This window comes from Flavihumibacter fluminis, assembly GCF_021491375.1.
Taxonomy (GTDB): domain Bacteria; phylum Bacteroidota; class Bacteroidia; order Chitinophagales; family Chitinophagaceae; genus Flavihumibacter; species Flavihumibacter fluminis.
Window position 1 is genome coordinate 574,117 of sequence record NZ_JAKEVY010000003.1, and the last position, 21,393, is coordinate 595,509.

Consider the following 21,393-nt stretch of genomic DNA (forward strand, 5'->3'; position numbering starts at 1 on the left):
TAGAAATTATTGAACACTCATCTCCACTCTTCTGTTCAATGCCTTACCCTTACTTGTTTTATTATCAGCTACCGGATTGGCTGATCCAAGTCCTTCGGTAGTAATCCGGCTCTCGTCAATGCCTTTGCTAACCAGGTAAGCTTTGGCAGCATCGGCACGTTTTTGAGAAAGTGGATTGTTGATTTTATCTGTTCCTGTATTATCTGTATAGCCTGTCAGTTTTGCAGATACTGTTTTGTACTTCTGCATGTAATCAACCAGCAGGTCCAGTTCTTTTTTACCAGCTGCGGTTAATACTGCTTTGCCTGATGCGAAGGTTACTTCGTTTGCCTGGAAATTCTCAACAGCCGGACAACCCAGCATGGCAGCAACACCTGCAACCGTTGGGCAGCGATCTTCTTCATCATTAATGCCATCGCCATCTGAATCCGGAATCGGGCAGCCATTGTATTTGGCCAGGCCTTTTTCATTGGGGCATTTATCTTCTTCGTCGTTAATGCCATCACCATCTGTATCCGGAATGGGGCAACCATTGTATTTGGGCAGTCCCACTTCATTGGGGCATTTATCGTTTTCATCATTTACGCCATCTTTATCAGTATCCGGGATAGGACAACCGGCGTATTTTTCAAGTCCGGGTTGGTCGGGGCATTTATCCACTTCATCATTAATACCATCACCATCCCGATCCGGAATGGGACAACCCTCATAGCGGGCCAAACCTGCCTGGTTGGGACATTTATCTTTTGGATCGGGAATGCCATCGCCATCTGAATCAGCCGGAATCAACTTTCCAAACAGTTTGAATTTTAATCCGGCCTGTATATTTTGATTAAAATATTTGGCATCTCTTGTTGAGTTGGTATTATCCATATTGGTTATACCATGGAAATACCTTCCGAATAAAACAAGCCGGCCATGCGGATTGATTTCAACTCCACCGAAAGCAGACAGACTGGTAGATTTGAAGGCATCTTTATCAACAATGCTGTTTTCATCTTTTACAGAAGTGGTGAAGTTTACCTGAGGACCAGCAACAATTGCAAAAACATCGCCCAGGTGTAATTTCAGTTGAAGGGGGATGGAGAGATATCCAATCTTACCATCCCGCAACAGGGTTCCAACATCCTGCGATTCGTATTGAAGCTGGGAAAAGGTTAATTGGGGTTCAAATGAAAAACGTTTACTGATGGGAAAGTTAACCCAGGCACCGGCTGTCCAACCCGGACGAGTATCGTACTTATCGGGAACAGAACCGGTGACTCTGAATTTATTAAAATCCATTGCACCCAGTAATCCACCACTAACGGTGTAATGTTCCTTTACAATGGTCTGGGAATAGCTGATCAGGCTGCCTGCGAGTAAAAGCAGGAGCAGTACAAATGGTTTTCTCATTCCTGTAGCATTTTAGTATGAATAAATGACTACTACAGGCCTTTAACCGGTAATTAAATATATTGATTATCCGATATATCAAAAATTATTTATTGCAGGAAGTCGAAATACGTTGCTTTAAGTGGTCCGGGATTTCCACTTGTTTGTTTAACTGTTAGTTTGATATAACGGCCCTGTTTAGCTGATGCGAATTTATAACTGCGTTTACTCGGGTCATTTATAATATTTCCAAACTCAAATACTCCTGCAGACTGCCAGTTTTTAGCATCTGTGCTGGTGAAAATTTCGCCTTTTTGCAGCAGGCCATTTTTAGTATGATTGGGAGGCAGGTAGGCAAATCCGGATAATGCATAGGTTTCACCCAGGTCTATCTGAATTTGTGCGGTTGTAGCTTCGATTGTTTTCCAGTTTACAGGTGAAATTCCAATCTGATCGGAAGTAACTGCCCCCATCTCATTGTTGGCAAATGCGACTGCTTTTATTTGCCCGCCTTTGAATTCAAACGGCGAAGTATAAAGAGAAGACTTATCTGAAGGAGCAGAGCCATCGGTGGTGTAATAAATTTTTATTCCGGAATTGATATTACCTCCATAGTTTTCGCCGTGAGGCTTCCAGTTGAATGTTTTTTGAACAGGCAGGATGGAGAGTAAACCATCTTTCGTGCGACTAAAACTCAGTTGAGGAGGACGTGTCTTATAATAATGCGCAGCAACTTCTGTTATAGCGGGCAGGTACCTGGTACCAGTGATGTGTAACCGAATACGATCCGTCGTAATTTCCGGAAACCGGAGGATGCGTTTGTAACCGATATTGGTAGCTGCGGCGATCTCCTTCCATTCATTATTGATCCATGCTTGCAGGGTATGGCTGGTAACCCTTTCACCATGAGATTTAACAGCTTCCTGAATCACAAACCGATTGATGGTTACAGGTTGTGGCGTTTTGATTTCTATAGCTGAAGAGGTGTCTTTTACAAAATAATAAGTGTTGTCTTGTTTATCCAGTAATCCAGCAGGGGCATCTGCGTTTTGCAGCAGGTTATTGGAATAGGTAGCGGTGATTCTTTTGCCAACTTCTTCCAGCACTCCAACATCTTCGGGTGAAAATTTTCCATCCCGGTTGGGCGGTATGTTTAAGAGGAAGGTGGAATTACCTCCCACAGAACGTTCATACATATCAAATACATCATCGGCACTACGGACTTTCTGTTCGGTATCGTCTCTGTAAAACCAGCCTTCACGGATGGAGGTATTGGTTTCAGCCTGCTGGTAGTGCAGGAATTTTGCTTTGTAGAGTTGTTCTGGATGACCAAGAGAATCATCTGTTAGGTCTGCGAAATTATTCATCAGGGCAGGATCTGTGTCATAAGGCATTACATTCCATTCAGTACTACGCGTATTACCGGATTCATTACCACACCAGCGAATATCCTGTTTTCCGAAAATCACGGCCTTGGGAGCAAGCGTGTGAATTAGCTTCTTCCATGCCAGGTAATTGTATTGTTGGCCGCCTTTGGTTTTGGGATGTGCACCATCAAACCAAACTTCATCAATGGGACCATACTCTGTCAGCAATTCAAATAACTGGTTCAGGAAATATTCGTTGTAGTCATCCACTTCAAATTCGAAAGTTGTGGTATTGGCAAAAGGCCGGCCCTCCACAGGGCGGGGAATGGTTCGTTTACTGATAGGTGAAAGATTGCCATACAAACCGATTTTGCTTTCGATCTGGAAAAGATCAGCGGGTGACAGATAGACGCCCAGCTTAAGTCCGTATTTTTTACAGGAGGCGCTGAGGTCTTTCATGATATCGCCCTTGCCATTTTGAAAAGGAGAAGACATGATACCATGTGTGGTATACCGGCTTTGCCAGAGAACAAATCCATCGTGGTGTTTCGCGGTAAGAATCACCATTTTCATACCGGCGGCCTTCATGGCAGCACACCACTGATCAGTATCGAGTTGTTGAAGGTTGAATATTTTGGGGTCTTCCATACCATTGCCCCATTCCATACGGGTGAAGGTATTTGGACCAAAGTGAATAAAGGCGATGAACTCATTTTTCAATGCTTCGTATTGGTTATCGGTAGGCACTACATGGGCTGCTTTCAGCAGGATGGAATCAGGTGTATCCGTTTCGGTAATAGCCACCGTACTGGCAGGGGTATACAGATTTTCCTTAACACTTGGAGAGCAGGAGAAAATTCCGGCAGCTATCAGGAAGAGCGAAGCAACTTGAAGTGGTTTCATACTGATTAAAATAAGGCATTAAATTAGTTTAAGTTATGGGTAATTATTGACTCATTCTTGTTCATTCAATGGCCTATATTCACTGTATGAGAGACAATTCAATCAAAAAAATATCAAGGCAGGGTTTCTTAAAGGAAGCTGGTTTGCTGACGGGTGGTATTTTTCTTTTTCCAATTCATGCTGTTTTTGGAGAAGAAAAAAACAATTGGGTAACCTATCAGCTGGTAGTTCCTGATAATGCAAACAAGATTGAAATGGAAGCTGCGGAACAATTGCGTCAGCAGTTACTTCAACTATCAGATTTCAGTCTTCCAATAGTTAAGGAGAGTGAGTATAAGTCCGAACCTGCTTTTTTTATTGGAAATACCCGCCAGGCCAGGACTGAAATTGTTGCCCGAAAGCTTGAGCAGGACAGTATCTTAATCAAACCTGAAGGGAGGAATCTCATACTTGCAGGAGGTGGTGAGCAGGGAGTACTGTATGCGGTATATCATTTCCTGGAATTGATTGGTTTTAGAAAATTTACCTCAACTGCCACGTTTGTTCCGAAGGCTGCAAGCATTCAGTTTCCGGAAAAAGAAATAGTACATGTTCCATTTCTAAAATACCGTACAACCAACTATAAAGACACACGTGACCCTGCCTATAGCAACTGGCATAAGCTTTCATCCAGAGAAGTATGGGGATTATTTGTACACACGTTTAACGAGTTGGTTCCACCTGATGAATTCGGAACAACGCATCCGGAATATTTTTCATTGATTAATGGCAACCGGTTGCCAGGAACACAAATTTGCTTATCGAATCCACAGGTGCTGGAAACAGTAGTAAACAAGTTGCAGAAAAAAATAAATGAAAAACCTGCGGCCATTTACTGGTCGGTAAGCCAGAATGACAACGATCAGCATTGCCAATGTACAGAATGTACCAGTCTTAATAATCAATATGGGGGTGTTCCCAGTGGCTCCATCATTTATTTTGTGAACCAGGTAGCGAAGAAGTTTCCAGGGAAAATTATTTCAACACTCGCCTATTGGTATTCGAGAAAAGCACCGGCCAATATTACCATTGAACCGAATGTCAATATTATGCTTTGTAATATTGAAAGCAGGCGGCACTTACCTGTTTATACTACTGATCCTGCATTCTCAAAGGACCTGACCGATTGGGGTAAGTTGACGAATAATATTCTGATTTGGGATTACAATATTCAGTTCACTAACCTGGTGAGTCCGTTTCCAAATCTTCACACGATTAAACCGAATATTCAATTTTATAAAGAGAATCGGGTCAACGCTTTGTTTATGCAAGCCAATGCCCAGGCCGGGGGCGAAATGGCTGGCCTGCGCGCCTATCTTATCAGTAAGCTGATGTACGACCCGGATGCAGATGACAATTCCATCATTAATGAATATTTGGATGGTTATTATGGGCCAGCTGGTAAATACATCCGGTTATATATTGACAGTATGCGGGAATCGCTTTTAAAAAGTGGAGCGCAACTCAATATTTTCGGCGGACCAAGTGATGCAAAAGAATCCTGGTTGTCGATAGAAATGATGCAGCAGTATAACCGAATTTTTGATCAGGCAGAGGCAGCAGTCAAGAACAATGCGGAGTTACTTAAAAGGGTAAGGATTGCGAGGTTACCCATCATGTATGCAGAGATACAGATTGGAAGAAATGAGCTGGACACAGCAAGAAGTATGTTTAAACGCATATCCGACAAAAAGATAATTGTAAAGCCTGAAATGAAAAATTTGGTAAAAGAATTTGTTCAACTGTGCAAAGAAGATGGAGTTACCAGGCTTCAGGAAAGAAGCACACCTCCTGATGATTTTCTTCAATCCTATAACAGGATTTTTAAAGGGATGGAAGAAATGGATAAGGTTATTTCAGTTGGTAAACGTATCATTCCTATTAGTTTTCCTGAAAAGAGCCAGGCAGCAATTTCAGCTTTGACGGATGGAGTCCTGGGTTCTTATGAATCATGGAGCAATCCGGATATACATTGGGTCGCTTATAAAGGGCAGCATATGGATTTTGTACTTGATTTGGGAAAACTGATGACCATCAATTCAGTATCTATGGATTTTCTGAACGTACAAGCCCAGGCAGATTGGAATCTGCTTGTTTTACCCTCCTTTGTTAGCTATGCTACATCCGTGGATGGCCAAACCTATGGTGCAGCACAAAAAATTGAGAACCCTCATAATCCGAACCCGTTTGAGAATCCAACCATCATCAACGTTCCTTTTCACACCTTCCGTGCAACCTTTAACCGTACCAAAGCAAGATATATAAAAGTGCATGCGGAGAGTATGTTGCAGTTACCATCCTGGCATATCAGAAAAGGACAGCCTGCCTGGTTGTATACCGATGAGATTATTGTAAAATAAAAACCGCAGTTGGTTTTGATCAGGTTGGCTCATCCAACAGGTATTTGTATGAGAGTCCGGCTACAGCGGCTCCGATAATTGGAATCAGAATAAACAGCCAAAGTTGTTCTATAGCCCATCCTCCTACAAAAACAGCCTGACTGATACTGCGTGCCGGATTCACAGATGTGTTGGTAACCGGTATGGAAATAAGATGAATCAGGCTAAGCGCCAGACCAATTGCAATGCCTGCAAAGCCATTTGCTGCACGTTTTGCAGTTGCTCCGAGAATAATAAAAAGAAACATGGCGGTCATTACGAACTCTGTTGCCAGCGCTGCTTTTAAACCATATTTTCCGGGAGAATGTTCTCTGTATCCGTTTGCCGCAAAATCACCAATCTGGGATCCATTGCCGGTAACTACCACATACAAAAATGCTGCTCCCAGTATGGCTCCCAACACCTGTGCGAGTATATACATGGGCGCCAGCCGGGCTTCAAACTTCCCGGCAGCAACTAATCCTATGGTTACAGCAGGATTCAGGTGTGCACCAGAAATAGGACCCAAAGCATAAGCAATAGTTAGTACTGTTAACCCAAATGCCAGTGAAACTCCCAGCAAGCCAATGCCAACTCCCGGAAATGCTGCAGCCAATACCGCACTGCCACATCCTCCGATCACCAGCCAGCAGGTGCCAATGAATTCAGCCAGATAAATTTTCATATATAAATATTTTGGTGGAAAATGAGATATGAAAAATTACTATATATTATTTATATACGTGAAATTTATTATATGAATGATCGAATGGGAAAATTTTTTCTTTGTTTTTTATTGTTACCTGTTAGTCAGCTCTTAGCTCAACCAGCCACTGAAAGCAGGGACAGTACGGCTGTTCAATTCAGGCTGTATGGCAGTTTCCGGGGGCATTTTGCGGCGTATAATAAAGAGGTGGAAATCCAGGAAAATGCTTCCCGCCTGGGTTTTGAAATCAGCGCAATACGGAAGGGGATCCGGTATTTTGCCGGACTCGAAATGCAGGTAAATATGTTCCGGTCGGCAACATCTTTTAACCTAAGTGCCAGCACAACGGGTGGGTACCTGCAAGCCGATCGTAACCAGGACCGCCAGCTATTGTCCAGCAGACTGGGATACATGGGAGTTGACCTGGGCAAATGGGGTACTGTTGTTTTGGGAAAGCAGCGCAGCATCTATTATGATATCACAGGTTATACCGATCGGTTCAATGTATTCGGGGGTGGCGCAAGTGCCACTTATACTGCGGGTACAGATGGGGGTTATACCGGAACGGGCAGAGCAGATCAGGCATTGACCTACCGGAATAGTACCGGCAGGTTTTCTTACGGAGCACAATTCCAGTTTCTCAACAGCAATAATAACCGTTGGCTGGATGGATTAGCATTTAATTTACAGGTTCAGCTTATTGAGCAGTTAAAATTTGGAATTGTTGTTAACCAGTCTTTTTTAAATCCCTCCCTTATCAATTCAGGAGAGTTTATTGGATTGAAAGGAAACCCCCGGTATTATGCGGCAGGAGTAAACTACAGAGCTGGCAATTGGGAAATAGCCGGACTTTTATCAAGGCAACAAAACGGAGATGCGGTTAATGGAAGGATTATTGATCCGGTGAATGGAATCAGCAATCCGGTGGTTGTTTTTGAAGCAGTGGGTGGAGAGCTGTACTTCAATTATCACTGGAAGAAAGTATCAGTACTTCTGGGCGGAAATTATTACCAACCCGATACAGATATCTTTACATCCAGAGGCGAACGACCCATAAATGCAGCGTTTAAAAGAAGATACATAATTGCCGGAGCAGCGTATCAACCCTTTAGGCTGTTAAAATTTTACTCGGAAGCCCGAATAGCGAATGGAACAGCTGCACTTGGCTCGAGAGAACCATCTGTATTTACAATTGGAATACGACTGGATGCTGAAGGCGTTTTTTCTAAAAAATTGTATGATTGATTATTCAGGCCACTTATAATTATTTGACCACTCCAGGAAGTTTTCTACAATTGATTCATTTTCTGTAATCCATTCTTGAATGTATTCTTCACCTGTAGTTACAAAAGCAATGTATGAAAACACTTCAGTAAATCCCTTTTCTTTCATTTCAATAAAATAGGGTACATAGTAACTCCAGTAAAAACCGGTACCTGATTGCTTTTGTTCTTTTAACGAACTAATCATTGTTTCCAGTTGATTCTGGAATTTTTTAACAGGTGACAATATAAGACGGACTGAATCAGTATTTAATCCCTCATTGAGAAACATTAATAATTCGGTAGTTGAAAAATTATTGTCAGACTTGTTTAAAGCAGATGTAAACAGATCTGCACTAATGTTTATAGTCATGCTATTTTCTCCGGTTTTTTTTGTTGCCGCGGAGAAGAGACTACTCATAAGTTTGAAATTATCACTTGTTCTTTGTGATGCGGGTTCAATAGTTATAAATCTTGCAAATGCCAAATAAGATTGAACCGGCTTTTTTAAACTCTTATTCATTCGCGCAATGCCATTATGAGAACTGGCATGAAGCGGATTAACCTGCACTGCTTTTTCGAAACTTTGCAAGGCTTCATTTGGCTGATTCATTCCAGCAAGGGTAACGCCTTTATTAAAGTGTAACTGGTAATAATTGGGAAACTGAGAAATGCCCTCATCATATATTTTTAATGCCTCTTTTTGTTTTCCTAATTGATCTAATGAATTTCCAAGAGTAACATAACCCGAGGAGAGATCGGAATTGCCTTTATTCTTTTTAATTGTTCTTTTACAGATTTCAGCTGCTTCCTTGTAATTTTCAAGGGAAAATAATGTTAGTGCCTTTTCAAGGTTAGCTGCAACGTTATTTTTCTCTAAACTTAGTGCAGCATCATATTTTGCAATAGCTTCCTGGAATTTTCCTTCATTATGTAATTTTACACCTTCTTCCAAAAGCGTTTTAATAGCACTCTCGTTAGCTTGGGAATATCCTGCAAGCGTAAGCAGGGTACTGCATAATAGGATAAGGGCTGTTCTCATGGCGGTTTTTTTCTTATAGAGATCAAAATACAGTGCCCTTTCCATAAATGCAAGCAAACAATAATTCTTACCAGCTGCTTGTTCTTGAACTACGGCCTGAACTGGTAAACACTTTTGCTTTAACACCTTTCTGTATCTCGATCGGTCCGGTATACTCCATTGATTTTTCTGTGGGTTCTGAACCATCTGTTGTATATCGGATTTTCATTCCCGGAAACTGAACATTCAGCAACAGCTTACCATTCTCGATTTTCATACCCGGCGGTGGTACGCGATAGGCAAACCCGCCTGCATAATAATCAAGCTTTGGTAATTCCTGCTGACCAACCTGATTGGCAAAACGATTCCAGTCTGCCGCATAACCTTCCGCGGCTTTAGCTGGATCAGCGGAGGTTGCCCATTCCGGGTCTTTTGACCAGGCACGTTCTGACAAGCCCAATAATTTCGGCAGGATCATGTATTCCAGGTTTGCTTCACTGCGCAGTGTTTCTGACCAGATCAATCCCTGCAAGCCAACAATATTTGATTTACCGAAATCGGTTAGCCGGTCCTTGCCAACAAATGCATCTGCTTTAACCGGATTACCTGCTGCATCTTCTTTTGTATTGCGGAAATAATCGTACGGAATAAAATAGAATGGTTTGTCTGCATCTGTAAATCCTCCCCAATAGTAACCAGGCTCGTCGGGTGATCTCAGGTAGGACATGTCGAAGTAATAATTGCTTACAGGAGACAGAATCACTTTATATCCTGCATTTGCGAGTCGGTAGGGCAAGTCTTCATTACCCCAACCCACCATATTATTCCAAACATGTAACCGGTAACCTTCATTTGCCAGTCGCGGATTTACAATCAGCTTCGATTGTCCCTGCAGTTTTGTCTTCCGCATGCCTACTTCTTCCCAACCCGATAATTCCAGTCCACGCTTCTCAAGAATTTTCTGCACTTTGGTAAAATAATAGTACCAGAGATCATCCACATTTTCCAGCGTTGGATCTTTTTCAATAAGGGCTTTACATTCCGGTGAACCTTCCCATACGCCGGCCGGTACTTCATCCCCACCCATGTGAATAGTTGTCAATGGAGCATCGGCTTCTTTATAAATACCTCTAATGTCATCTACTACCTGCTCTATGAAAGTATAAACTGATGGAAGTGCCACACACATCACGTTATCTGTCCAGGCTTGTGCAGTACTGTATTTCGACTGATCCATTGTGTCTCTCAGTAAATACTTCAGTGCCTCTGCTTTGTTTCCTTCTGCCATAAATTTCCGGTAACGTGCATCCATTGATTTGATAGCCGCTCTTGCATGACCGGGTGTTTCAATTTCAGGTATGATCTGAATATGACGAGCTTTGGCATAGCGCAGGATGTCAATAAAATCTGCCCGTGAATAAAATCCGCTCGCAGATAATTTACCGGTCTCTGGTCCGGCCCCATAGGAGGGAGGCAGGTTGTTTTTGCTGTCCAGCGGATGACCTCTCTGTGATCCAATGGCCGTCAGCTCTGGAAAAGAAGGCATTTCAATCCGCCAGCCTTCATCGTCATTGAAGTGGAGGTGAAGGGCATTCAATTTATAAATCGACATCAGGTCGAGCATGCGAAGAAGTTCCTGCTTTGGCTGAAAATTTCGGGCGATATCAATCATCAGGCTTCGAAATCCGAATCGGGGCGCATCTTTTATTTCCACTGACTGAACCTGTATGCTACCGGCTTTATTCTTCCATTGAACCGCGGGTATCATTGCCTGCAAACTCTGGATTCCATAAAATATTCCCGCGCCTGTTCCGGCACTTATGATAACACCATCCGGCTGTACAGACAGTTCATAAGCCTCTCCGGACAGGTTGTTTTTTTTCAACTGAATGGCTCCCTTACTGTCTGGGCTAGCCGAACTTACCGGCAGCGCTTTTCCAAACAAATGAATTCCCTGCTGCGACAAATAATTTGCTTCTGAACCAAAGGTAGGATCGGTAAAAATGGTAGTCTGGGCATCAAAGCTGAAACTACCATTGCCTGCAATCATGCTAAGAGGACTGGGAATTATAGCAGGCGTATTAATTGATTGCAGGGTTGCCGATGCATATTTCACGTAGAGATCTTCATGCGTTATATAGTTGATGGTTGTGTCACTGAAACGACCATGCTTTATACCGGCAAGATTGTATCCCTTCATGGGCTCCTTGTCCCAAACCAGGTAGATGCCATTGGGGGCAGCAGAGTGATTTAATGAATGACCGATTGTAGGGTACTGAAAACTTACTGCATTTCCCCTTTTAAGCGGGAGTGCTCCTTCTACCGGGAAGAGGCGGTATAAATCTCCATTTACATGTTCAATCCGCAACCCGTTTGAACTGGTAGGTACAGCTTCCCGGCTACAGGAAAAATAAATAGTCCAGCCAGTTGCAGGAAACGCTGTTTTACCAATATTCGTCAACTTTAGCTGGTTAAGTGCATTAAATTCCTGGTTGAAATTGTTGGTAAGCAGGGTCCATTCCAGTTCAATAGGAACCAATGGTGAGGTCTTTGGTTGAGCAACCACAGGCGAAGAAATTGCCAGTACGAGGGAAAGAATCAGAAAAGCCAACTTCATTTTTACAGATTGTGGACTAAAAATAGTCCACAATCTGTAAAAACTGCACTTATTCCAGTTTTCTCTCCCGCAAATTCCAGGGATAATTGTATTTCACTTCTATAGCATCTTTCCATTCAAAACTGTCTGAAACCCCTTTTGAGTCGGTTATAGTCAAACGAACGGAGTATTTGCCTGGTTTGGCTGTTTCATAATCTATAATAGGATTTTGTTCGAAAGAACTTCCCTGAACGGAACCTGGGAATTCCCATTTCCAACTGCTTCCTTTTCCAGCGATCGCCGAATGATCGTAGAAAAACACCTTCCATTCATCACTCTTTCCTGAAGGCAATTTTGTTTTATTCAAAGCAAAGAGCGCCTTGGGACTGTTTTCTTCAACCAGCGATGTTTCAAAAAGTCCGCGGTGTGTACCAATTCGAAGGAGCTGTTTGTCGTAGTTTATCATCAAAAAATTTACAGAGCTATAAGGAAGACCCTTACCTACTGGTTCCCAGGAATTCAGGTTTTCACTTGTATAAAAGACTCCTGGGTAACATCCAAGGTAAATACCTCCTTTTGTTCCCCGTTGAAATGCTGCTGTAAGAATTTCATTTTTAGGTAAGGATTGACTGCGGAAATCCGACCAGCTTTGCCCTCCATTTTTCGACTCCAGTACTTTTATTTCATTTTGAAATCCAGACACAGTGAGAAATAGATGATTGGGATCCCGGTCATCGATAACAATATCCGAAAATCCATATTTAATTGCTTTTTCGTGGTCGGGTGTAATAAGTTGCCAGGTTTTTCCGGCATCCATGCTTTTATAAACTAAGGAAGGTTTGTTGCAAATTGCATATACATATTCCGGATTACTGACACTCAATCGTACTCTTTTGCCATATGCTTTTTTAGGAAATTCCAATAAGGTGTCAATTGTTTTCCCATTATCCGGTGTAAAAACGATTCTGCAGGTATCATATCTCCAATGAGGTTTATCCTCATCAACAGCATAAAAAGAATAAATATTGGTAGGGTGAAATTCAACATTCCTGTAGGGGATATAACCAAAGCTGATGGGAGATGGAACTGAAGTTGCCTCATCTCTTAAAAATTTAGGTCGTTTAATGATTTGATGGTTATAAGGAGTAGCATAGATATATCTATCGTCAAAAGGGTTAACAGATGCAGTCATTGCATCGCCACCACCAAAGTGATACCAGTCTTTTCCATAAATTTTTTCATCATAAATCATGGTACCACTATGGTCTACTCCAATTGCCATTACCTCTGATTTAAAAGAAGTACTGAAACCCCAAAGATCCTGTCCGCTATAGCCCTCCAGTCTGGTTTGAACCCTGGTTTGCAAATCAATATGATTAACTCCACCATCGTTTACCAGCCAGACATCATTACCAATAATTTTCGCATGCTGAATATCTCCATGGATATGGTAATTGCCTTGCTTTCTTAGATAATTCCATGTAGTGCCGCCATCTGTACTAAGGGCTGCGCCCGAACCTGCCAGCACCATGGTTTTAGGATCTTTATCTGAAATGGCAAAAGCGGTTGCCCAACCAACCTGCTGGAAATTTCCTTGCCAGAAGGACTTATCCGCATAATCGAAATTGTACTCGTTTTTATTTTCATCGGCACTGTACGGATGGAATAAGGAAAAATGCGAATCAATCATTCTATAATTATTGGCCTGTGGAACCAATTGAAAACTTTTCCCTTTGTCTTTACTTACCAGAAAAGTTCCCGCCAGTTGTTTTTTATTTTCCTTTTTTACAGTGGTAGGAACCATGGCATCTCCAAAAATTGTTACGTACAATTTGTCGGGATCCGCAAGGCTAACTGAAGCTGTAATATCGTGGAGACGCACTAGTTTTGATGTATCTGGTAGTCCTTTCGTAACTGAAGTAAAATTATTGCCGCCATTGGTTGACCGGATAATAGAAAAAGCATTAGGCGTTTTTTTATTTGCACCACCGCTATAAATAATTTCCCCTGATCCTGGATGGTATTCAAGAAACTGACATAACCAGTCGGGTTTGATCAAATTCCAGTTAAGCCCGCCGTCTACTGATTTGTACAGGCTGTCATTGACTGCTGCGATTAATTCATTTTCATTCCTTGGAGATACTGTGAGTAAGGTTCTGTCATCATTTAGTTTCTGCCGGTCGGGACATGGTAGTTTTTGCAAAATATTCAAACTGGTGAATTTCCAATTCAAACCACCATTTTCTGATTTCAAAATACCTACCGTACTGGCTGCATAAACAATTTTGGGATTGGATGGTGCGATTTGAATTTTTTTGACATTTTCAACAGGGAGTTCTGCGGTAACACATTTCCAGGTAATTCCTTTATCAGTGCTCAACCATATTCCCGAAGACATTCCACCAATAAAAATATGATCCGGTTTTGTTGGATGAATGTCAATAGTACGATATACTCCTAGGCCTGGTGCACTTGTTTCTCCGGTTGATTTATGAATGGAAAAGGGACCCAATGCCCGCCAGTTCTCATATTTTAATTGTGCAAAAACTGAAATGGATAGTAGAAGTAAACTGACGATGAGCTTGAATTTCTGCATTCTTTTTTTTATGAAACTATCGCGACTTTACAGAGACTGCGAATGCAAACGATTGCTTAATTTTTGTTCCTTGGGTTATATCATAATTTGAAAAAATAGCGCAAACGTTTGATTACAAATTTCAATCGTTTGCGTGTTGATTGGTGTTCTCTCATTGAATCGGTCACATACCGAATAAGAATGCTTTGCAATTAATTTAGTTCTGTATAAACAATTTCAAAACAAACTGCTAAACTATGCTTGTGAGATTACAAGTGGTTGTACAACTGCTTTTAGCTGCACTTTGTGTGCTATGCCCATCATCGGAATTATGGGCACAGGAACGACAGATTACAGGGGTGGTCCTCGAACAGAAGACTGGCCAGCCGCTAGAAGGGGCAACCATCACACTAATTGGAGCCAACCGTTCTGTTCTATCAGATGCAGATGGCAGATTCAAGATGCAATTGCCACCAGGTAAGCAAACAATCACTATTTCATTTGTTGACTTTGAGACTGCCAGAGTATCCATTGGTGAGGGGCAACAGAATTTAGTACTGCGTTTGACGGAAAAGAGTAATAAACAACTAAGTGATGTGGTGGTAGTAGGATATCAAAAGCAGTCGTTAAAAAAGACAACTTCGGCTGTTCAGGTGGTATCTGGTAAATCCATTGAAAATATGCCTGCACCTAGTTTCGATCAACTTTTACAGGGAAAAGTTTCAGGCATTAACATTCAGAATTTTTCTGGTGAACCTGGCGTGCGTAATACCTTTACTGTAAGAGGTAATTCAACCATTGTAACTGACCTCAATTCTGGTGTTGATGATGCAAGAACATTAAGTACGCCGTTGTATGTGATTGATGGTATTCCTATTTCAATCACTGACCTTGAAAGTTCAGCAAGTACTGGTACCAACTATCTTGCCGGAATTAATGTGAACGACATCGAAAGTATTGTTGTTCAAAAGGATGCGGCTGCTACTGCAGTTTGGGGATCCCGTGGTGCTAATGGTGTAATTGTTATTAAAACAAAGCGTGGAAAAGCAGGAAAACCGCAGATGCGTTTTTCTTATTATACAGGACTTACGCAGAAGCCAAATCTCATGCGTACAGTAGCTGGCGCAGAAGAACGTTGGCAAAAACTGGGACTCATGCGTGATTATGGAACCTATCAAAATCTGTCAAATATTCCTCAGGTTCTATCTGACAGTCTTAACCCGGCTTTTAATAATGCTACTGATTGGCAGGATCTTTTTTATCAAAGTGGTTTAATAAACAATGCCGACGTAAACATATCTGCAGGTAGTGATTTATTGAATTATCGTCTGGGTATCAACTACTATGATGAAGATGGGATTATTCGTCAAACCGGTTTTAAGCGTTATTCCATTCGTGGAAATTTTGATTTCAAAGTGTCTAAAAAATTCAATGTCAATCTAAATCTGAATGCAACCAGGTCAGATCGTAAAAGAGGGTTAGGCAGGGGGCGTAATGATATCGTTCCGATTAATGCAGCTACTATGCCGGCAACCTTTTATGCGTTATCAGATGCCGACAAAGAGTTTTATTATGGGGGCTATGATAAACAAAAAGATAAAAACCAAACTGATGCCTTCTCAGCTTATGTACAGGCTAACTACGATATCGTAAAAGGTATTCAGTATTCTTTCCAGGGTTCATTAAGTTCTACAACTGATAAACGAAACAGATTTCAGCCCGGAGAAATTACACCTGATGGAAGGTCCTATGCGGGCTCTTTTCAGAATAATTACATGCAATATTATCTGGCCAACATCTTAACTGGCACAAAAACCATTGGCGACAAACACAATTTCGGAATGGTATTGACGCAAAGTTTTCAATTGGATGATAAATCCGGGTCAGTGATTGAAGGATTTGATGTTCCTGATGACAATATCCAGGTTGTTTCAGGTATTCAGCAACGTAATCTATTTGGTTATTCGTATGCTCAACAGGCAGGATTATTATCTTTCATGGGTCAGTTATCTTATGACTATGATCAGAAATACATTTTGAATCTTTCCTGGAGAGGGGATGCCAGCTCCAGATTCGGAAATGATTCCAAGTGGGGATATTTCCCGGCTGTTTCTGCTGCTTATATTGTATCAGATGAAAAGTTTCTGCAGAATGTTTCATGGATTGATTTATTAAAAATCCGTGGTAGTTACGGATTATCTGGTTCAATGCCTGATGATTTTTATGCTCCCTATAATGTTTGGGATGTAAACCAGGGCTTGTACAATGGTACGATCATGGCAACTCCCTCTTTTCAGAAACCAGTTACACTTCCTAACCTGACCTGGAATAAATCAGATCAGACAAATATTGGTTTTGATTTATTTATGTTCAAGAACAGGGTGAATCTGACAGTGGATTTTTATCGGAGAAATTCAATGAACCCGATATTGAATCTGCCTTTCCCGTTCTTTACAGGTTATACGTCACAAACGTATAATGCCTCGCTTAATATCCTTAATGAAGGGATTGACATTCAGTTGCAAACCAGAAATCTTGGTAAATCAAGTCCTGTTCAGTGGACGACCAATCTGAATATGTCGTTCAATAAAAACAGGATATCATCTTTACCAAATGGCAATAGAACTTTCTTTACAAATAGTTACAATTACAACCAGGAAATGATTTTTGCGGTTGGTCAGCCGATTTATACCTGGGCTCAAATGCGTTATTCCGGTGTATATAACAACCAGGCCCAGATTCCGGTTAATCCGCTTACTGGCCAGCCGATCAGTTATTTTAAAACCTATTATCCCGTACGTCCAGGATTTCCTATTTGGGAAGATGTGAACAATGACTGGGATGTGTGGAGCGATGAAGATAAGGGTGAAGCAAAAGGGGATCTGGTTGCAACTGGGAATCCAAATCCCAAACTCACAGGAGGATTGTACAATGAGTTTACTTACAAAAATTTCTCGCTTGGAATCCTCTGTACCTATACTATTGGCAGAGATATCATTAACAACCATCTTTCTTCCCAGTTTCAGAATGTTTGGAATTTTGGAGGCATCAATAATTTTGCGGCCCAGCGCCTTCCTGATCTTAGCCAGTTTAATTACTGGGTTCCAGGTGATGCAACAAAGGGAGATGACAATGCTGCCAGCTTTCCAAGCCTGAGTCCATATGGTCCTAATTATTATCAATTCCTTCCTTTCAGCACCATGTGGAATGAGAACGGTAGCTATTTTAAAATCAGGAATATTAGTTTGGGCTACAATTTCAACAGGGCGCTTGTTCAGAAACTGGGTGTTCAGAATATTCGGTTGTACAGCATAGTGGACAATATCTACAATTTCCAAAAGGCAAATGTTCCGGATGCAGAATTGGTTAGTCCGCAAGGTGAATACCGCGGTACGGCTTATCCGCTTCCAAGAAAGTACACCCTTGGTTTTGAAGTATTATTTTAATCTAATTCATTGTTATCATGAAAATGAAACCGTTTAATATATTGCCGGGAAAAACAGGCATCTACCCGGCGCTGGTTTTACTAATCGCAATATTGGTAATGACCAGTTCCTGCAGAAAATACATTTATCTTGAACCTAAAGATGCCACATACGATCAGGTTTTCTGGACAAATGGAAGCAATGTTGAAAAATCGGTAAGCGGTGCATATGGCATTCTCCGTTCCGCTTTCAGAGATGAACGCAGTTATTTTGTATTTGGTGATCTGCCAACGGATGCGTTCAGGCTTGATGGTGGTACATTCTGGAATTACCAGGATTTGCTTTATGAAAGACGTTTCACCTACAGTTATGCCCCTTATCTTGAACAAAGCTTACACAACTGGACAAGGTTTTACCGAGCTGTCAATCAGACCCATCTGATTATAGAAAATACAGAAAAAATTGATGTTGACAAGTTCAATGGTGGCCAGGAAGAAAAGAATCAATTACTGGGAGAAGGCCATTTTTTAAGAGCCTTTACCTATTTCTACCTTACAAGGGTTTGGGGTGATCCTGTAATAACCAGAGAATCAGTGAAAGATCCTACAAAAGTACAGCCCATCGGAAGATCAAGTGAAGCAGAAGCGATAGACTATTGCATTGAAGATCTTCAGAAAGCTACTCAGTTATTATCCTTTAATGCACAAACAGGTCTTGGTAAAACGAGGGCAGATAAAGGCGCAGCTTTTGCCTTATTGGCACAGGTGTATGCCTGGAAGAAAGACTATGCCAATGCTTCACGTTATTGTGATAGTGTAATAGTATCGAACCAATATGCACTCGAATCAACTGAAAATTATTCAAGCATCTGGATGGGTAATTCCCAGGAATCGATTCTGGAAATGTTTATGAAACATGATGATGCCAATACAGAAGCAACTGATTTTTTCTTTGGCAATTTTTTGCATGATCCGCTTGTAAGAGGAAAAGCATCCTGGACCAGTTGGAATGTCAATGCTGAGTTGGCATATCAGCTTTACGATACGGCTGTAGATGAGCGGTTTAAATCTACGATTGGACTCATAAATACCGGAACACCAGCTTTGCTTAAATACAGTAACGTAAATTATTTTGACCCTTCCAGGCCACAGACATATGTTGTGGACAATAACCTGGTATTGATCCGCCTAGCAGATATCATACTGTTAAAGGCGGAAGCAGCCTATCATCTTGGAAACGAGGGACTGGCTCTTCAATTGTTAAACGAAGTAAAAGAAAGAGCCGGTTTAGAAGAAGTTACACTAAGCGGAGATGCTCTTTATTTCGAATTGATTTATGAAAGATACCGTGAACTAATGGGGGAAGGAGTTTTGGCTTTCGATTTAATTCGCATGGGAAAATTGGTAGAATTATTTCCTGATGCGTATACCCAGGAAAGAATTAGTAAAAAAGGATATTACTGGCCTTTGAACATGCGAACACTTTTACCACAGGATCCGCTGTTAACACAAAATGAATGGTGGAAAAATCATTAAACTTAATAACTATGAAGAAGATCATACATACAACAGTATTGTTTGGCGCGCTGGTCATGTTTTTTTGTTCCTGTAAGCGCGATGATTATTTCATTGGTGGTTCAAAGCACAATGCAAAAGTTGACATGACTACCTATGATTATTTAAAGTCAAATTCTCAGGGTTTATTTGACACCTTATTATTACTGGTAGATGCTGCCGGTGTGAAGGAGAAAATCAATAAACCCGGGATCAGTTTTTTTGCACCAACTGATTATTCAATCAATGGTTATCTGAATAAAAGAGTGGCGGAAGAACAAAACATTGATCCTTTCAGAAAATGGACTATTGACTCAATGATAAAGTATGAGCTCCCCAAATTCAGGGATTCTATTGACGCTTACATTGTTGGGGAAAGTATAGACTATTCCACGATGACCCAGAACGGAAAGCTTTTTGGAACCATGCTGCCTGGCAGCCAGGTTGTTGTTTCATATGAAGAAACCCGCGATCCGGCGCTTGGTTATAATCCGAATGTCTCAACCATACCCAGGATTGTTTATTACACTTTTCTGTTCGGTCCGATAGCTCCTCCCATTGTTGCTCAGAATATTCCAAGCACCCTGGGTAAAAGGGAGCGTGTGCAGACATCCGGAATACAATCCAATTCGGGTATGATCCATGTCCTGAATAATCAACACACATTGTTTTTCAGAAAGTAAAAATCAGGTAATGAAAAAACTAACATATTTATATATGCTCCTCCTTCTTTCAGGAGTGCTTGCTAATACCGGCTGTAAAAAGCTGGATGATGGGTTTTTAAGTCCGATCATTCGATATGAAGAAGACCCAATTATAATACAGAGGGGAAGAGTCAAAGTGAGCTCTGCGCTTAACTTTGACGGATCCAGCAGACCAGTTACAGTAAAATTGCTTCATGTGTACAACAGGGTAACAGGGGCAGTTATGGATTCCGTTTTTTCTAAGCAGTATGAAATAAAAGGGTGGACTGGTTTGTATGATCCTAAAAGTGATACTACGCTTGAACTGATTGGTGCCAAGCAAAAGGAGATGCAGGTAAACCCGATCGTTATAAATCCTGTAAGTGGCCAGCTGGAAGCGAATTTTACTACTATTTACGTTCCATTAGGTCAATATGAGTTTGATCTTGAAATTTCTAATGCCGGTGGTACAAAAGTGTATGAAAAGATTGGAAAATTTGACCTGGTTGACGCCAAACCTTATGAAGCACATCCTGAAATAGGAACACCCTATAACAGAATGATCAAGGTTGGTGATGAAAATACTGGTTCAAATTTATTAAATCCAGAAGTAACTATTAAAAGAACAGCAGATGCTCCTAATAAAGTAGTTGTGCGATTCATGGATAAAAATGGCGTGACATTTAATCCTAAAGCCAACGAAATTCAGCGGAGACCCTATCCCGGCAATAATCCGCCACAGCCTTTCCTCCAAACTATGCAGGATTATTCACTGGCTACGGACTTGTATGATGATCGCATGGAGTTTTCTTATGGAGTTGTGCCCTTTCCTTTAAGTTCACTTGGAAATGGCTTCAATTATTACTACAGGATTCCTGCTAATCTCTTTACGCACGATAATCAGACCAGTTTCCCGGATGGTACTTATTCTGCAAATCCGAGATTTGTATTCAGGGCCTTTGTGCCCGGAACCTATGAAGTTGAATTCAAATTAATTGATTTGACCAAGAAGTAGGAGGATACTTAAAGAAGCGTATAAACCTGAGCAGTAACACGAAATAGGTGTTTCTGCTCAGGTTTTCTGCATTTCAGAGGTTTCAAAAATTGGAGTAGTTTTGGAGCATAAGCATATTTAATGATTGTAGGAACCGGCATCGACCTGGTGGAAACGGATCGGATTCAGCGAAGCCTGCAGGGTAAGGAAGGTTTCCGCCAACTGGTTTTTTCGGCCGGGGAAATTGCCTATTGCGAAAAGCAGGCCAACCCTTACCAGCATTATGCTGCAAGGTTTGCAGCCAAAGAAGCTTTTCTGAAAGCACTGGGTACCGGATGGATAAATGGAACCGCTTTTCATGAAATAGAAATCATACATAACGAACAGGGGCAGCCGCAGATCAACCTGCTTGGACAAACCGCTCAAACAGTTGCCGGTCGCAGCATCCGGCGTATACATGTATCTTTGTCGCACCAAAAATCCATGGCTACCGCAGTGGTACTGCTGGAAACCTGAG

13 protein-coding genes are annotated in these 21,393 nt (G+C 41.5%); 7 read left to right on the plus strand and 6 right to left on the minus strand.

What is annotated here, in order from left to right:
* Positions 1–6: 6 nt before the first annotated feature.
* Positions 7–1,395, minus strand: coding sequence for an OmpA family protein (locus L0U88_RS13700; protein WP_234866636.1), 1,389 nt, complete (start codon positions 1,393–1,395; stop codon positions 7–9).
* Positions 1,396–1,484: 89 nt separating this feature from the next.
* Entirely contained in the window at positions 1,485–3,644 is a 2,160-nt protein-coding gene (locus L0U88_RS13705) for an alpha-L-fucosidase (RefSeq protein ID WP_234866637.1), read from the minus strand.
* 86 nt (positions 3,645–3,730) lie between these two features.
* Between L0U88_RS13705 and L0U88_RS13710 the strand changes: the two genes are divergently transcribed.
* The gene (locus L0U88_RS13710) at positions 3,731–6,043 is read left to right on the plus strand and encodes a glycoside hydrolase family 20 protein (RefSeq protein WP_234866638.1); all 2,313 of its coding nucleotides are present in this window, start codon (positions 3,731–3,733) and stop codon (positions 6,041–6,043) included.
* A 19-nt stretch (positions 6,044–6,062) separates the two neighbouring features.
* On the opposite strand, the gene aqpZ is transcribed toward L0U88_RS13710, so the two are convergent.
* The gene (gene aqpZ / locus L0U88_RS13715) at positions 6,063–6,746 is read right to left on the minus strand and encodes an aquaporin Z (RefSeq protein ID WP_234866639.1); all 684 of its coding nucleotides are present in this window, start codon (positions 6,744–6,746) and stop codon (positions 6,063–6,065) included.
* 72 nt (positions 6,747–6,818) lie between these two features.
* Here aqpZ and L0U88_RS13720 point away from each other — a divergent pair, with 72 nt between their 5' ends.
* On the plus strand, positions 6,819–8,012 hold the full coding sequence (locus L0U88_RS13720) for a porin (protein ID WP_234866640.1): 1,194 nt from the start codon (positions 6,819–6,821) through the stop codon (positions 8,010–8,012).
* Here the strand turns inward: L0U88_RS13720 and L0U88_RS13725 are convergent, their stop codons facing one another.
* The 3 genes from L0U88_RS13725 to L0U88_RS13735 are packed head-to-tail and all read right to left on the minus strand — an operon-like array spanning position 8,013 to position 14,242.
* The gene (locus tag L0U88_RS13725) at positions 8,013–9,197 is read right to left on the minus strand and encodes a tetratricopeptide repeat protein (RefSeq protein ID WP_234866641.1); all 1,185 of its coding nucleotides are present in this window, start codon (positions 9,195–9,197) and stop codon (positions 8,013–8,015) included.
* Positions 9,139–11,667, minus strand: coding sequence for a beta-N-acetylhexosaminidase (locus tag L0U88_RS13730; RefSeq protein WP_234866642.1), 2,529 nt, complete (start codon positions 11,665–11,667; stop codon positions 9,139–9,141). The genes L0U88_RS13725 and L0U88_RS13730 overlap by 59 nt, the downstream gene beginning before the upstream one ends.
* 49 nt (positions 11,668–11,716) lie before the next feature.
* Positions 11,717–14,242: a hypothetical protein gene (locus L0U88_RS13735; protein ID WP_234866643.1), complete on the minus strand. Its 2,526-nt coding sequence runs from the start codon at positions 14,240–14,242 to the stop codon at positions 11,717–11,719.
* A 236-nt stretch (positions 14,243–14,478) separates the two neighbouring features.
* Between L0U88_RS13735 and L0U88_RS13740 the strand changes: the two genes are divergently transcribed.
* The 5 genes from L0U88_RS13740 to acpS all read left to right on the plus strand — a co-directional run bounded on the left by L0U88_RS13740 (position 14,479) and on the right by acpS (position 21,392).
* The gene (locus L0U88_RS13740; RefSeq protein ID WP_234866644.1) at positions 14,479–17,667 is read left to right on the plus strand and encodes a SusC/RagA family TonB-linked outer membrane protein; all 3,189 of its coding nucleotides are present in this window, start codon (positions 14,479–14,481) and stop codon (positions 17,665–17,667) included.
* A gap of 17 nt (positions 17,668–17,684) precedes the next feature.
* On the plus strand, positions 17,685–19,181 hold the full coding sequence (locus L0U88_RS13745) for a RagB/SusD family nutrient uptake outer membrane protein (protein ID WP_234866645.1): 1,497 nt from the start codon (positions 17,685–17,687) through the stop codon (positions 19,179–19,181).
* Between the two features lie 11 nt (positions 19,182–19,192).
* Positions 19,193–19,882: a hypothetical protein gene (locus L0U88_RS13750; protein ID WP_234866646.1), complete on the plus strand. Its 690-nt coding sequence runs from the start codon at positions 19,193–19,195 to the stop codon at positions 19,880–19,882.
* A 10-nt stretch (positions 19,883–19,892) separates the two neighbouring features.
* Positions 19,893–20,897, plus strand: a complete 1,005-nt coding sequence (locus L0U88_RS13755) for a DUF5007 domain-containing protein (protein WP_234866647.1) — start codon at positions 19,893–19,895, stop codon at positions 20,895–20,897.
* Between the two features lie 120 nt (positions 20,898–21,017).
* Complete coding sequence (gene acpS, locus L0U88_RS13760; RefSeq protein WP_234866648.1) at positions 21,018–21,392, plus strand: holo-ACP synthase; 375 nt, start codon at positions 21,018–21,020, stop codon at positions 21,390–21,392.
* The last annotated feature ends 1 nt before the right edge of the window (position 21,393 follow it).